The 14,011-nt window shown below is 59.9% G+C and carries 12 protein-coding genes; 4 read left to right on the plus strand and 8 right to left on the minus strand.

Going from position 1 to position 14,011, the window contains the following annotated elements:
* Nucleotides 1–7: 7 nt before the first annotated feature.
* From IG168_RS01665 to IG168_RS01690, 6 genes are all read right to left on the minus strand, one after another.
* On the minus strand, nucleotides 8–2,002 hold the full coding sequence (locus tag IG168_RS01665; protein WP_226876405.1) for an aminotransferase class I/II-fold pyridoxal phosphate-dependent enzyme: 1,995 nt from the start codon (nucleotides 2,000–2,002) through the stop codon (nucleotides 8–10).
* 292 nt (nucleotides 2,003–2,294) lie between these two features.
* A complete protein-coding gene (locus tag IG168_RS01670; protein ID WP_193161395.1) occupies nucleotides 2,295–2,699 on the minus strand; it encodes an NUDIX hydrolase in 405 nt (134 codons plus the stop codon).
* 251 nt (nucleotides 2,700–2,950) lie between these two features.
* Complete coding sequence (locus IG168_RS01675; protein ID WP_226876406.1) at nucleotides 2,951–4,102, minus strand: phospholipase A; 1,152 nt, start codon at nucleotides 4,100–4,102, stop codon at nucleotides 2,951–2,953.
* A 120-nt stretch (nucleotides 4,103–4,222) separates the two neighbouring features.
* Nucleotides 4,223–4,945 carry a hypothetical protein gene (locus IG168_RS01680; protein WP_193161396.1) on the minus strand — a complete coding sequence of 241 codons (723 nt, stop codon included), beginning with the start codon at nucleotides 4,943–4,945 and terminating at the stop codon, nucleotides 4,223–4,225.
* A 198-nt stretch (nucleotides 4,946–5,143) separates the two neighbouring features.
* Entirely contained in the window at nucleotides 5,144–5,641 is a 498-nt protein-coding gene (locus IG168_RS01685) for a GNAT family N-acetyltransferase (protein WP_193161397.1), read from the minus strand.
* A 101-nt stretch (nucleotides 5,642–5,742) separates the two neighbouring features.
* A complete protein-coding gene (locus tag IG168_RS01690) occupies nucleotides 5,743–5,940 on the minus strand; it encodes a hypothetical protein (protein ID WP_193161398.1) in 198 nt (65 codons plus the stop codon).
* A 237-nt stretch (nucleotides 5,941–6,177) separates the two neighbouring features.
* Here IG168_RS01690 and can point away from each other — a divergent pair, with 237 nt between their 5' ends.
* The 4 genes from can to IG168_RS01710 all read left to right on the plus strand — a co-directional run bounded on the left by can (nucleotide 6,178) and on the right by IG168_RS01710 (nucleotide 10,183).
* Nucleotides 6,178–6,834, plus strand: coding sequence for a carbonate dehydratase (can, locus tag IG168_RS01695; protein WP_193161399.1), 657 nt, complete (start codon nucleotides 6,178–6,180; stop codon nucleotides 6,832–6,834).
* A 112-nt stretch (nucleotides 6,835–6,946) separates the two neighbouring features.
* Nucleotides 6,947–8,623 carry an FAD-dependent oxidoreductase gene (locus IG168_RS01700; RefSeq protein WP_193161400.1) on the plus strand — a complete coding sequence of 559 codons (1,677 nt, stop codon included), beginning with the start codon at nucleotides 6,947–6,949 and terminating at the stop codon, nucleotides 8,621–8,623.
* A gap of 100 nt (nucleotides 8,624–8,723) precedes the next feature.
* Nucleotides 8,724–9,236 carry a flavin reductase family protein gene (locus IG168_RS01705; protein WP_193161401.1) on the plus strand — a complete coding sequence of 171 codons (513 nt, stop codon included), beginning with the start codon at nucleotides 8,724–8,726 and terminating at the stop codon, nucleotides 9,234–9,236.
* 170 nt (nucleotides 9,237–9,406) lie between these two features.
* Nucleotides 9,407–10,183, plus strand: coding sequence for a glycerophosphodiester phosphodiesterase (locus tag IG168_RS01710; RefSeq protein ID WP_193161402.1), 777 nt, complete (start codon nucleotides 9,407–9,409; stop codon nucleotides 10,181–10,183).
* A gap of 70 nt (nucleotides 10,184–10,253) precedes the next feature.
* Here IG168_RS01710 and IG168_RS01715 read toward each other — a convergent pair whose 3' ends face one another.
* Both IG168_RS01715 and IG168_RS01720 read right to left on the minus strand, forming a co-directional pair.
* The gene (locus IG168_RS01715) at nucleotides 10,254–10,769 is read right to left on the minus strand and encodes a hypothetical protein (protein ID WP_193161403.1); all 516 of its coding nucleotides are present in this window, start codon (nucleotides 10,767–10,769) and stop codon (nucleotides 10,254–10,256) included.
* Between the two features lie 261 nt (nucleotides 10,770–11,030).
* The gene (locus IG168_RS01720) at nucleotides 11,031–13,634 is read right to left on the minus strand and encodes a TonB-dependent receptor plug domain-containing protein (protein ID WP_193161404.1); all 2,604 of its coding nucleotides are present in this window, start codon (nucleotides 13,632–13,634) and stop codon (nucleotides 11,031–11,033) included.
* Nucleotides 13,635–14,011: the final 377 nt, after the last annotated feature.

The raw sequence follows: 14,011 nt of genomic DNA on the forward strand, positions 1-14,011 counted from the left end.
GCTGAAGTCAGGAGCCGTTTTTACGCGATGCCTTTGGCGACTTCTTTGGCGCACTGGACGACGGGCCGTTTTCGCGCACGACACGCAACAGCGGCTCATCGGAGCGGAAAATCAGTCCGTGGATTTCGGTGGCATTCTGCCCCTGCAACAACTGCTGTAAATACTGGACAATCTGCGCCGAGATTTCCTGCCCCGGCACCAGCACCGGAATGCCCGGCGGATAGGGGACGATCTCGTCGGCGCTGATGCGGCCGATCAGGTTCTTCTCCGCCAGCGTGCCATTGTCCATCAGCGGCAGCTCTTCGGTTTCGGCGAAGTAGGCATCCGCCGGCAGGCAGGTCAGCCGGGTGAATTCCGGCAGGCGCCGCGGCGAAGGTACATGCAGGCGCTTGCGCGCACTGCGAGCCAGCTGCTTGAAAGCGTGGATCAGGCGCAGCAATTTGCTCTCGGTGCTACCGAGGGTCACCAGCACACTGACAGTGTTGTAGGTGGTCTTCTCCACCTGGATGCCGTACTGCTCGAACAACTTGATCTGCATCTCGCCGCCGGAGTAACCGCTGGCGGAGATATCGATGGTGACCTTGGTCGGGTCCAGGCGGATATTGTCGTCGGCAAGGGGCTCGGCAATCAGGTCATCGCGAGTCAGCGCACGGAAGACGCCGGTATCGTCCACAGCCTTGCGTAGAGTCTCCACCATCTTGAGGCACTGATTGAGCCGTGCGTAGCCCTCCATTGCCACCTGTTTGCGGGCTACATCGAGGCTGGCAATCATCGCGTACTGCGGGCTGGTGGAGGCGTGCATGTTCAGGTTTTCGCGGAAGCGATGGTCGTCGAAATCCGGGTCCTGCACATGGATCATGCTGGCCTGGGAAAAGGCCGACAGCATCTTGTGGGTACTCTGGGTGACATAGTCGGCGCCGCATTCCAGCGCCGTGGGACGCAGTTGCGGGTGGAAATAGCCGTGGGCATACCAGGCCTCGTCCACCAGTACCTTGACGCCGCGTTCGTGGGCGTAGTCGATGATCGGTTTCAGGTCGTAGCGCAGGCCGTCGTAGGTGCAGGAGGTGATCACCAGCAGGCGCGCATCGCCGTGCTCATCCAGGGCCTGCTCGATATCCGCGCGCTTTACCGGGCCGTAGATGCCGAATTCCGGATGCAGTACCGACTTCAGGTAAACCGGCTCACAGCGGTTCAAAACGATGGCGTGATGCACTGACTTATGGCAAGCCTGGTCGACGATGATCTTGCCACCGCCACCGAGAATCTGCTGGATCACCACCTTGTTGGCAGTGGAGGTTCCGTTGGTCAGGAAGAAGGTGTGCTCAGCGCCGAATGTCTGCGCGGCCAGATCCTGGGCCTCCTGAATTACCGAGTGCGGTTCCAGCAGGCTGTCGAGCACCTGCACCGAAACGGACAGGTCGGTATTGAAGACATGCTCGCCCATGAAGCGATAGAAATCCCCCACCCAGGGGCTGTTGCGCAGGCTGTCGCCACCGGAATGACCCGGGGTGTGCCAGGCGTCACGGGCAGAGAAAACATATTCTTTCAGGGTGTCGGCAAAGGGAGTGGAAGCGCGGCGTGCGATAAACGCCTGCACCAGGCGGAACATCTGGTTGAAGTTGCACTCGCGGCGGTCGAACAGCTCGTCGAAACGCTGACGCACCGATACCGAAATATCACAGCCCTGGGCTACCAGGAACACATTCAACTGCCCGCGCAAGGCGTGCAGCCGGTCTACCAGCGCCTCGGCCGCCGCCAATCCACCGGCGTCGCTGCCCGCATCCACGATCAGCGCCTGCAGCTCATCCTCGTCCAGCGCCAGACGTTCGACCGTATCGGTGGTCACCGTCTCGAAACTTAACCCAAACGGGTTTTCGTGCTGTGCGGCAGTGGTATTGAGGGCGCCGACCCAGTTGTCGGCCAGTTCGCGATCATCGCTGATCAGGGCCACGCGACACGTCAGCGATTGCACTCTCTCGCTCAGGTTGCCCAGATCAGGCATCTTCAAATCCAAACCCATAGTTCTTATCCATCAGCATAGCCCGGCCCGCGCCGGCGGCTGCTGTCTCGTCCAGTTAACTTTTTGATTTTATTTACAATTTTGGAATAACGAAGAGGTGCGACGGCGCGGACAGATACGCCGGAGTAATGGCCGCCGAACCCCGTTACTCATCCAGAGGTTGCGGCAGATACTAAAGGAGGCGCGCGGGGATTTCCGCGAACAGTCGGGATTTAGCGATAATTGCCAAAAGGCGACAGCTTGGCGAAATCTGCTGCCGTTTAGAGGGGCCAAATCAGAACTTTGCGCTCCGCACTCGGCCATCGAAATGCAGGCAGTCGTTGACGCGCTGTCGCTGCACCGGCGACAGCTCGGAAGGTGGGAAATAGGCCAGCTCGGAGTGTTCGTCGGAGAGCGTGATTTCCCGCGAATCGGTGAAGTGGGCACGAAAGATGAAAACGTGGGAATTGTAGACCCGGTGATAATAGATACCGCTCAGATACTCGATGCGCACGTCCCGGCCGAGCTCCTCGCGACACTCCCGCAGCAGCGCCTCGTGCACCGTCTCGCCGGCGTCGAGTGCGCCACCAGGCAATCCCCAGTTCCGATCCGCGTAGGTGGCGCGCAGTTGCAATACCTCACCGACCTCGTTAGTGATCACCGCGTGGGCACTGAGGCGGTAGGTGTCTTCAAATCCCACGGGGGAACCTCTGCTTAAGTCCGTTATGTCTCTGCGGCCCCTGAAGGCTGCAGATGTCAGGCGCAGTTCGCCGCGAATGGCAGCAGCCCTTTGCAAGAGCTGCAACGCGGCAGCTGCGGCCTTCAGGGGCCGCCCGTAGGGGCTTGCCCGCGTTGCGACTTCTTGAAAGGTCTCGACATTCCTGCGAAGGCGCGCCTTGAATGTGAGCCGCCCTGAAAGCCAGAGGCATCACGGACTTATTCAGAGTTTCCCTAAAATCCCTGCGCCAGCTCAAATCCGATTCCCAATGTCTGCACCGATTCATCGTAGTCAATCAGGCTCTCGCCGTAGCCGTTGAAGTATTTCACGTAGCCGCGCACCCGGTTGCCGATGGGGAAGCCCCAGCGCAACTCTACCGCACCGCGATTCTTTGACTGCAGGTTGTTGCGCAGCATTATCGAGAGTTTGTGGCCCGCTCCGCGGTATCCGCCGGTGAACTCGAAGTGACCGAGGTAGTCCTCGATATCCGGGTTGTCGTCTTCCTCCTCGCTCTCGGGGATACGATACCAGGGCTTGAAGGAGAAAAAGTAGTTGTCGCGCTCGAAAATGAAGTTGCTATAGATGCGATTCCAGCTGCGGGACAGGGGTTCGCTGCGGCCATTGGACTGGTGGTTGATCGCCAGCTGGTTGGCCACATTGTTAAAGCCGAACAGGGTCCAGTCGTTGAGCCAGGTCATGATCAGTTCCGGCTCGTGATTGGTCTCGCGGAACGGCGACGAGTCATCGGAGTTATACGCCTGCCAGAAGCTGCGGTTGGTGTAGGCCACGCTCATGAAGGATGCCTTGCCGAGAAACCCGCGCCATACGGGCACCTGCACCGATAACTGGAACTGAACTTCGACGGGATCCAGGGCAACGGGCTCCCCGACGGCGTTAAAATCCTCCAGTCCAGCCTTGTTCGGCGACGGGTTGTAGACCACCGGCAGCAGGTAATTGGTCTTGTGGGAAGCGAGAGTAAAGGGATTGTTGGCCGCATCGCGGATTGCCTGCGCTCGCTCACTGATCTGCGGCTCGTCCGCTGCGAGCGGTTCTTCTGGCGGCTGGGACACTGTGCCGAATACTGGTCGCGGCTCCCGCTCCGAAGGGGGCACGCGGACCTGGTCGACACAGAAGCGGCGCATTTCCTCGAGGGTGATACTGGCTGGGGCCACCAGCAGCTGCTCCCGGAGACAGATTTCCTCCTGCTGCTCCAGCGTGAGCTCCGGATTGACGCCAGGAATGGTGCCGTCCCCGTCGGACTCCTCCTGAACCGTCTCTACTTGCTCGGGGGATTCCGGGGCCACCTCTTCCGCGAGGCACGGTGCCGCAGCAAGCAGCAAATTGAGTACAAAACCGGAGTAACGAAAGGAATTGCGGCGCAACAAAGGTCTTCCCCCTGACTGGATACATCAAACGCGTCGCAAGCTTACACCGGAAGGCGCTGAATTGCTCAGGGAGAGTTCACCAGCTGACAGGGGATGAGGCAGTGCGGGGGCCCGTCGAACCTAGACGAGTCCCGAAAGCTGTGGGGACCATTCCAGATCGCGCAATCTGACTTGCCAGAGGCGACCAGTACTGGAAGGCCAGTCGTATCCGACCAACAGCCCGCGGCCATCCACATAACAGTGGGCGTCCCGCTCGGCTTCATCGCCCTGGTAAATGAATCCGGTCACCTCTGCGCCCAGGTCGTGTGCCCCCTGGGTGGCGGAGTCGCCGGCCATCAGACGCGCGCTGCGGTAGCTGATGCGCGGGGCAAGCAGTTTGCCACGCTGGGAAGGGTCGACGATATCCGGCGAGATGACTTCGAGCCCACCCGGATACTGTTGTAGTTTGAGCAGCAACGGCCCCATGAAAATCCGCATCAGCGGAAACAACAGGCGCCCGCGACCTTCGATATTGGACTCCTGCGGCCCATTGGGACCGCTCCAGTGAGCCTCAATACTGTCGCCGATCTGCGGTGCACGGTTTTCTGCGGCCAGCAGGCGGTAATGCGCGTGGACTTCATCCACTTCATCGCGCCAGCAGACGCGACACTCACTGACCAATCCATCACTGAGTAGTGCGCCCACCTCCATGCCAAATCCGCGCTCGCCGACCAGACGCTGACTCAAAAGGATACGGCGGCCATCATCGTCGTTACCGAGCTGCCAGTGATCCTGTACCGGCATTTCTCGACCATCACAGCAGTAGTAGTAACGCCCCTGCGCCAAAGTGGAGCTCAATCGCATGGCCAAATTCCTCCCTGTCTCGCCCACGCACAATTTTGATGCACGACTTGACGCTAAACATCAAATCCAACGCTGCAGAAAGTATTGCACAGGGAAGGCTTACCTGCGCTCGCAATGACGCCAGGATAAACCGTGGAACAGAAAGGATTTTCGCAGAAAAAACAGCGGGAATATTCCGGCACCCCCGCTGATTTTCACTTACAGGTAACGCTGCCAGAAATGGGCCTGGCCCATTTCCTCATCGAGGGTGTAGGGCTTGAAACCGGACTTGCGATAGGCGACCTGTGCGGGCAGGTTTTTTTCCAATACTTCCATTGTCAGCTTGCAACATCCGCGGCTCTTCGCTTCGCGTGCGACCAGGTCGAGCATGGCACCGCAGACACCGGCGCCGCGGGCCTTCGCACTGACAACCACATCGTGAATATTGACCAGCGGCTGGCAGACGAAAGTGGAAAACCCCATAAAGCAGTTCACCAGCCCCAGGGCCTCCTCGCCGCGGTAGGCCAGCACGCTGAAGGCACCGGGAAACTCTGCCAGCTTACTCACCAGCTGAGCGCGACAGGTTTCCGACAGGGGCTCACCGCCGCCAAAAGGATCGCGCGAATATTCCTCCATCAGCGCGACAATATCCCGTCCGTGGCGGGCATCGCGATAATCGGCAATCACCGTTGTCAGTGCGGCTGTGATTTCGTTCATCTCGACTCCAGAAAATAACTATATCGACAAGTAACTATCTCGAATTGCGTGTATGCGGGAAAGGGGCATCGTCGGGAAATTGTCGGGCGGCAAGCACGCAATCAGTTTTCGCCACCGATCTCCCCATTGTTACCAATATCACCCTTGCCGCCGTTGCCGATGGTGCCGAAGCGCCGCAAGTAATTGCGCACACGCGTGCGCTGGGCCCGCAGCCAGGCCACGCGCGCCCGGTGGCGATGAAGCGGGCTGCTGCGATAGGTGCGGCGGCGGCGCGAAGGCCGGCGGGTTCTTCTAGCCATGGATTCCACTCATCATTTGAGGATGCCGACCACCCCGCGTCCGGCATCGGAATTGTGCGCCGCAGGTTACCAGATCGCGGTGACGCTTTCAGTGATCGCGCGGGGCTACCCCGGCTTCAGCGCCGATGGTTCTAGACCGCGAGTAGGTCCGTCTTCATCACCAGTGCCTGAAGCTTGGCCGGACCGGGTAAAGCCGCTATGCTCCACCATGGACAGTCAGTCATTTTGGGAATGCCATTGCGCCCGCTAGATCATTTATTAAAGAACAACCGGCAGTGGTCCCTTGCGACCCGCAAGGAACAGCCGAATTTCTTCCTCCAGCTGTCGGAACAGCAATCTCCGGCTTATTTGTGGATTGGCTGCGCCGACAGCCGCGTACCGGCCAATGAGATCGTCGGCCTGTTGCCCGGTGAGCTGTTCGTCCACCGCAATGTGGCCAATGTGGTGGTACACACGGATCTCAACTGTCTGTCGGTATTGCAATACGCGGTGGAAATTCTCAAGGTCCGGCACATCATCGTCTGCGGCCATTACGGTTGCGGTGGTGTGCAGGCGGCACTGGAAAACCAGCAGCTGGGTCTGATCGACAACTGGCTGCGCCATATCCAGGATGTGCGTGACAAACACCACACCCTGATCGACCTGTTCCAGCAAAAAGAGCGTATCGATTTGCTGTGCGAGCTCAATGTCCTCGAGCAGGTCATTCACGTGTGCCAGACCACCATCGTGCGCGACGCCTGGCGCTCGGGACAGCAGCTCTCTGTCAACGGCTGGGTCTACGGCCTCAAGGACGGGCTGGTGCACGATCTGGGCATTTCCATTACCGGCCCGCAGGAAATCGCCGAGATCTATCACAGCGCGCTCACCAACATCGCCCAGCGCGATGCCGAATAGCGCCCCAGCGACAGCTTCTAGCAGACTTCCACCGCTATTTTTTTTACACTCCCCATCCAGTGAATAATGACCCGGCTGCGGCCGGGTTTTCTATAGATTTTCGGGGGAGCACATGGCGGAATACCGCGTTTGGGAATGCCAGATCTGTGGCTGGATATACGATGAGGCAAAAGGCTGGCCGGAAGACGGTATAGCGCCCGGTACCCGCTGGGAAGATATCCCCGACGACTGGAGCTGCCCCGAGTGCGGCGCCGCCAAAGAAGATTTCGATATGCTCGCGGTGGCCCCCGCCGCAGCTACCGCTGAATCACCGACGGTTCGCGCCCCGGTCGCCGCCGGCAGCACCCCGGCGACCTCAGCACAGCCGATCGAAACTGCCACCGGTAACCGCATCTGGGAGTGCATGGTGTGCGGCTGGGTCTACGACGAATCCAAGGGCTGGCCGGAGGACGGCATCGCACCGGGCACCCGATGGGAGGATATTCCCGAGGACTGGTGTTGCCCACAGTGCGGCGTCGGCAAGGACGAGTTCGATATGGTGTTGGTCAAAGCACCGGAACCGGCGGCCGGTGAAACCGCGCCGTCGAGCACTGTAAATACCGAAGTGGAGCCGCTGGTGATCATCGGTACCGGCCTCGCCGGTTACAACCTGGCCCGCGAATTCCGCAAGCTCGACAAAACCACACCGCTGGTCATGATCACTGGCGACGACGGCACCTACTATTCCAAGCCACTACTGTCCGCCTCGCTTGCCCACGGCAAAACCCCGCAACAGCTTTCTGGTGCCACTGCCGAGGAGATGGCGAAGGAGCTGAATGCGGAAATACTGGTGCATACCCGGGTCACCGGTATCGATGCCCCCACCAGAGCCCTGACACTGATCCCGGACAACGGCAGCCACAGTGCCACACTGCATTATGGCAAGCTGGTACTCGCCACCGGTGCCGGCTGCCAGCCCCTCCCCAACATCGACGGCGACGGTCACGCGCGCCTGTACCGGGTCAACAGCCTCAACGACTACCACCGCTTCCGCACCGCGTTGGTCGGCCGCCGCCGGGTACTCCTGATGGGGGGCGGACTGATCGGCTGCGAATTCGCCAATGATCTGATCCAGGCCGGCTTTACGGTCGATGTGGTTGATCCGCTCGACTGGCCGCTGGCCAGCCTGCTGCCGGAAGCGGCCGGACGCGACCTGCAGCGCACACTGGAGAGCGCCGGGGTGCGCTTCCACGGCAACAGTCGGGTTACCCGACTCACCCGCAAAGGTCAGGGGGTTAGCGCCGAACTGTCCAGCGGTGAAAGCCTCGAGGCGGACATCGCGCTCGCCGCCCTGGGACTGCAGGCGAATACCGGCCTGGCCGAGGCCGCCGGACTGCAGATCAACCGGGGCATCGCCGTGAACCGGCAGCTGCAGAGCAGCGACGCCAACATCTATGCACTCGGCGACTGCGCCGAGGTGGATGGCCACCAACTCTATTTCGTGGCACCACTGATAGCCTGCGCCCGCGTCCTGGCCAAAACCCTGACCGGCGAGCCGACGTCGGTCAACTATGGCGCCATCCCGGTCGCCGTCAAAACCACCCTGCGCCCGACCACCGTGTGCCCGCCGAGGGCCGGCGCCGAGGGCGAGTGGCATATCGAATCCGCCACCGACGGTGTGCGGGCAGAGTTTCGCGGTGCCAGCGGTCAGTTGCTGGGCTTTGCCCTGACCGGCGCCGCCATCGCCGCCCGGGATACCCTGGCCGCCGAGTGCGCGCCACTGATGGATAGCGCTGCCACCAGCGACTGAGCCCCCACTGCCGGGAGAACTGCGGTAAAACGCGCAATGTCGGCGCTTTTACCGTAGAATGGCCGCCAGCTTGAAATTTGCACAAAAATTAAACGACGGTATGAGTACAGACAGCACCCAGGCACTTTCCCCCGCCGCCCAGCAGAGCCGCGCCCTGCGCGACACCCTGGGCCAGTTCGCCACCGGCGTCACCGTGGTCACCACCCGCGATGCCGCCGGCCAGCCCGTGGGTATGACTGTCAACAGCTTTAATTCCGTCTCGCTGGATCCGGCACTGGTGCTGTGGAGTATCGACAAGCAGTCCCTCGGCTACACAGCCTTTACCGCTCAGGAGCACTTCGCCGTACACGTGCTGAAAGCGGACCAGCAACACATTTCCAACCTGTTTGCCGGCCGCGGTGCAGACAAGTTCGGCCAGGTGCACTGGCAAGCCGGCTCCAACGACATTCCCCAACTGGATGACTGCGCCGCGTATTTCCACTGCCGTCTGGCGCAGTGTATCGATGGCGGTGACCACACCATCCTGCTGGGCGAAGTCCTGGAATTCACCGCCAACGGCGGCGAGCCGCTGCTGTTTCACCGCGGTCGCTACCGGGCCCTGGCGGGGGATTGATCCCCTGGGCAGGGCCGGAACCCATGCGACAAAATCACTGGTCGCACTGTCATACCCGCGTCATACTTCGTCTAGATACTGTCGACTAACCGTTCCGGTAACTGAAGCTGGAAACCAGTCCCAACTCAAGCAGACGGGCGCGCCACGGCACTCCCGCAAGGTCGGTCAAGATGCAAACACCCGGCTCCCTCTTCTGTTTCGCCCATCGCGGCTACCGTCAGCGAGCCTCCGAAAACACCCTTCAGGCCATCGAGCATGCGCTCGAATTCGATGTGGACGGTATCGAGATCGATATCTGGAATGTCGGCGGGCAATTACTGGTCCAGCACGACCGCCGCCTCGGCCGCCTGATAGCCGGCAGCGAACTCCTCACCGACATGTGTCCCGAGGCGCTGCGCGCCAGACTGCTGCCCTGCGGCGGACACGTACCGACGCTGCGCGAAGTGCTGGAACTGGTGGGCAACAATGTGCAGCTCAATATCGAACTTAAGGGTCCCAACTGCGCTGCTCTGGTAGCGCGGGAACTGGAATCCTATGTGCGCGACAGCGGCTCCGGGTTCGAGCAGTACCTGGTCTCCTCGTTCGATCACCGACAGATCTACGAGTGCCTGCAGCTGGTACCGGAAGTACGTCGCGGCGCCTTGCTCGCAGGCATTCCGCTCGACCTGGCGGCCTGCGCCGAACCGCTAAAGGCCTACTCGTTGCACCTGAGCCTGGATTTTGTGGATGCGGACCTGATCGCCGACGGCAAGCGCCGCGGACTCAGGAACTATGTGTTCACCGTCAACCACTCTGACGACCTGCACCTTGTCGCGGCCATGGGTGCCGATGGCGTTTTTACCGACGAACCACAACTGGTGATGGACTACAACGCCGCCAAGACTGCCAGTGTGCTGCTGCATCAGCATGTGCAGGAGAGCGATTCAGACCTGCCGCAAGCCCCCTGAGCGTCTTTCAACAAGCCCAAAAAAACCGGCGCAAATTGCGCCGGTTTTTTTAGCACTCTAAGTGCTCCCGTCAACTCCAGGTTAGCGGCGCCGGGCCCTGATAGACAAAGCGCGGGCGCTGATTGCGGCCCGGTACCTTTCCGTATTCATCGGTAAACACATTCACGTTCGGATTCGCGCGTACGAACAGGTCGATGGTGTAACGCATACAGGTCGTACAGCAATCAATCTCAGAAATGATTAGCGCTGTTTTAACGTTCTCGATATAGCCCGGCGATGCATAGAGGAAATTGATCAGCCGCGGCTCCGTGTGATACTGGCCCATGCCACCGCAGGCGTAGACCCGCAGCGCGGGACTCACATCGGGCACGAGCGGAAAGCCTGCCGCCGCCAGGTTCGCATGCTCTCCAGCCGACAGCGAACGCGCACTGGAATAGGCGTAGAGAAACAGCTCTGTACCGTCGTGACGGGTGATATTCAGTACACAGGCATTGCGCCCATTTGGATTCTTCCCTGCACCGATATGGGCATTCAGAGCATTGCGAAATGACCGAATGCAAAATTCGGCCTGATCTTCACTCAGCATTGCGTCTCTCCTTAGACTTTTTTACGCCGCGGACCACCATGGCAACCGTTACTTTTCCAATTTATTGGAAGGCCTTTATAGGCAATTTCCAGCGATTGCGTCAATCGCTGCTGATACCGGCAAACACTGCGGTATCGATAGCGGAATTTCATCGATGAGCACTCGGCGAAAAGCGATTTGCGGCGCATTTTCCGATTCTGCGCACAAAAAAAACGGCGCCTGTGGCGCCGGTTTTTTTTACAACTCAGGGACAATCGGCAATCAGAATTGCGCGCTCGCCCGCAGATACCAGAAACCGCCATTAAATCCGAACGGCGACGTCAGGGACTGGCGCACACCCAGGAACTGCAGGATGCCATTCCCCTCTTCATCCGCCTCCACATCGAAAATATTCTCACCACCCAGGGCAACGGTGTAATTTTCCGAGAAGGTGAAGCGCGCTTCCAGATCGGTCAGCACCTTGCCGCTATAGCTGGTGGCATTGGACGTATCGTTGCCATCCAGCTCCAACTGGCCGCCGGTGGACTGCCAATCACCGTAGCGATTGAAGCGCAGGTAGCCGGCCAGTATGCCGCCAGTATCGTAATCGAAAGTCAGGGTGCTGCGCTGGTTGGGCACCTGGTTTTCGAAATCGAATACGCGCGTGGCGTTGATGGTATTCGGCGCCACCTTGGTCACGTCCTGCTGGTTGTAATTGTGGCGCAGGTCTACCGTCAACAGCCCTCCGGCCAGCTCGAAATCGCTGGTGACAGCGAGATCAATACCGCTGACTTCGGAATCGAACGCATTGGTGAAGTAGTTGACGCTGCTGTCCATCAACAGATCGGCATTCGCCACGCCGGCACCAGTCAATAGTGCCACTTCGTCTGCACCGATGGTGTTGTTGCGCAGCGCCAGACGGTTCTCGATATTGATGTTGTAGTAGTCGATGGTCATGCTGGTGTTTTCCAGCGGATTGATCACCGCGCCGATGGTAAAGCTGGTGGACTCTTCCGGATTCAGGGCCACGGCACCCAGCGCCTGAGCTACGGGGTGATCGACCGGGTAGGTGCCGCTGGGGGTCAGGCTACCATCCGAATTCGCGGTGGTAGTGACGTTGAGCGTATTCACCTGACCCGGCGTCGGTGCGCGGAAACCGGTGTTGGCGGTGGCGCGCAGCGCGAAGGCTTCGTTGAAGTCATAGCGGGCGGAGAGCTTCCAGTCGGAGGTGGATCCGAACAGGTCGTAATCCTCGAAGCGCAGTGCCGCACCCAGGGTCAGTTTATCGGTGACATCGGCTTCCAGATCCACGTAGGCCGCCATGCTCTCGCTGCTGTAGCTGCCCTCGGCTTCACTGGGAAAGCCCTGAAAACCATCGGAACCCACGCCAAACACCGCGGCGGTGGGACCAACAGCCCTGGAAGCTTCGTCGCCAGCGCCGATCTTGTAGGTCTCCTCGCGCCACTCGATGCCGAAGGCCAGGTTCAGCGGGGTCGCCAGTGCGGCAATCTCGATCGGCTGCACAAAATCCGCATTGACGCTGTTTTCTTCCTGGGTCAGCGTGCCCGGATTGAATGTGGTCGGAGACAGTGCACCGAGACTCGGGTTGATGGAGTCTTTCAGCACATAGGAAACCTCGTTCTCCGCGGTGCGCGCACGCACATCCCAGGTCATGCCGGAAGCCAGTTCACCGCGGGCGCCAAATACGGCGGACAGATCGGTGATGTCGGCGCCGAACTGCGGGTTGTAGCCGCCCGGAAACAATGTGTAAATCGGGTTGCGCAGCACGTAACCGCTTGGACTACTGCTATCGGCCACCAGGTAATCGGACGGGTTCAGGCCCTGGGCAGTGATGCTGTCGATCAGTGTCTGGGACGCCGGATCCGGCATAAAGTCACCGTCACCGTCCGCCTGCAGCGTGGGCTGTGCGGAAATCATGTACTGCGCATCCAGAACCGGTTTTCGATAGAAGAAATCGGAAATGGTGGAATTGTCGGTGTAACCGAAATTGCCATACAACTCGACTTTGTCGTTAAGATCGTAACCGGTGTTGATGAACAGCTTGGTGGTCTCCACTTCCGGGTCGCCCCAGCGCTGGCCGAGGCCATCCAGCGGCACCTTGTCAGCCCCAATCGCATCGCCGACCCATCCGGCATCTGCCTGGGTCGCACCGCGCCAGGTTTTGTCCGCAGTGGAGCGCTCTATGGTGGCGTTGACGAAGCCGCTGTCGCCCAGCCCGAAACCGCCGTTAACCGCCAGGCTGGTGCGGGTACCGTCACCCTCGAAATATTCACCGGTCTGCGCGGACACATTGATGCCCTCGGCATCGTCTTTCAGGATCACGTTGACCACGCCGGCGATGGCGTCGGAGCCATACTGGGCCGAGGCGCCGTCACGCAGGACTTCCACCCGCTCGATGGCGGCCGCCGGAATCGCAGAAAAGTCCACAGCCTGGGCGCCCTGGTTGTTGGTACCCAGCGGTGCCAGCTGCAGGTTCACCAGCGCCGAGCGATGCCGGCGGGTGCCGTTCACCAGCACCAGAGTCTGATCGGGGGACAGGTTGCGCAGCGTGATCGGACGGATAAACGCGGTACCGTCGGCAATCGGGAAACGCTGGGTATTGAACGAAGGTGCTATCTTCGCCAGGGACTCGGTCAGGTCAAAGCTGGCCTGATCCGCCAGATTGGCGCCACCGACCACATCGACCGGCGAGAGCGTCTCGGTCGGGGCCAGCCCCTCCCGGCGCGTACCGGTGGTGATGACCTCTTCCATGGCCCGATCGTCGGCTGCTGGCGCCTTGTCTTCCTCGGCCAGAGCGCCGGAAACCGGTAACGCGAGCGCCACGGCGATTGCCAGTGACAATGGTTTGAATGAATGTGAATACATGATTGCCCGTCCTCTCTACCTATCTACTTATGGTTATTTCTTTGAGGATCACGCCGTCGAATACCCCGCGACCAGCGTGCACTGATTATTGTGTGGCAACCCGTCTGATGGGTCGCACTTTTTTAGTGCGATCAGAGTATGCAAATGGTGCGAGCCCGGCAATCCTTCTTTTCAAATCACAAAGAACGCAGCCAAAGAGTGTGACAAAGGTTACAAGTGAAGATGTTTATTGCGCCATAAAGGATAGGGGTAATCGTTTTTCTGGCCTTTTAGATAAATCCTCTTTTTACGGTGCGTTCTTAAGGAGTATCCGCCCCGCCAGATTGATCATTTTTAAACCACCATTAACCCGAAATCCGCCACGTCTCCCAGTTCAG

The sequence above is a fragment of the Microbulbifer hainanensis genome (genome assembly GCF_014904735.1).
GTDB lineage: Bacteria > Pseudomonadota > Gammaproteobacteria > Pseudomonadales > Cellvibrionaceae > Microbulbifer > Microbulbifer hainanensis.

Bases quoted from the DNA above. Each gene is read 5' to 3' on its own strand.
- IG168_RS01665 (WP_226876405.1), bottom strand. From the start codon at position 2,002: ATGCCTGATCTGGGCAACCTGAGCGAGAGAGTGCAATCGCTGACGTGT.
- IG168_RS01680 (WP_193161396.1), bottom strand. From the start codon at position 4,945: ATGCGATTGAGCTCCACTTTGGCGCAGGGGCGTTACTACTACTGCTGT.
- IG168_RS01685 (WP_193161397.1), bottom strand. From the start codon at position 5,641: ATGAACGAAATCACAGCCGCACTGACAACGGTGATTGCCGATTATCGC.
- IG168_RS01690 (WP_193161398.1), bottom strand. From the start codon at position 5,940: ATGGCTAGAAGAACCCGCCGGCCTTCGCGCCGCCGCCGCACCTATCGC.
- IG168_RS01700 (WP_193161400.1), top strand. From the start codon at position 6,947: ATGGCGGAATACCGCGTTTGGGAATGCCAGATCTGTGGCTGGATATAC.
- IG168_RS01705 (WP_193161401.1), top strand. From the start codon at position 8,724: ATGAGTACAGACAGCACCCAGGCACTTTCCCCCGCCGCCCAGCAGAGC.
- IG168_RS01710 (WP_193161402.1), top strand. From the start codon at position 9,407: ATGCAAACACCCGGCTCCCTCTTCTGTTTCGCCCATCGCGGCTACCGT.
- IG168_RS01715 (WP_193161403.1), bottom strand. From the start codon at position 10,769: ATGCTGAGTGAAGATCAGGCCGAATTTTGCATTCGGTCATTTCGCAAT.
- IG168_RS01720 (WP_193161404.1), bottom strand. From the start codon at position 13,634: ATGTATTCACATTCATTCAAACCATTGTCACTGGCAATCGCCGTGGCG.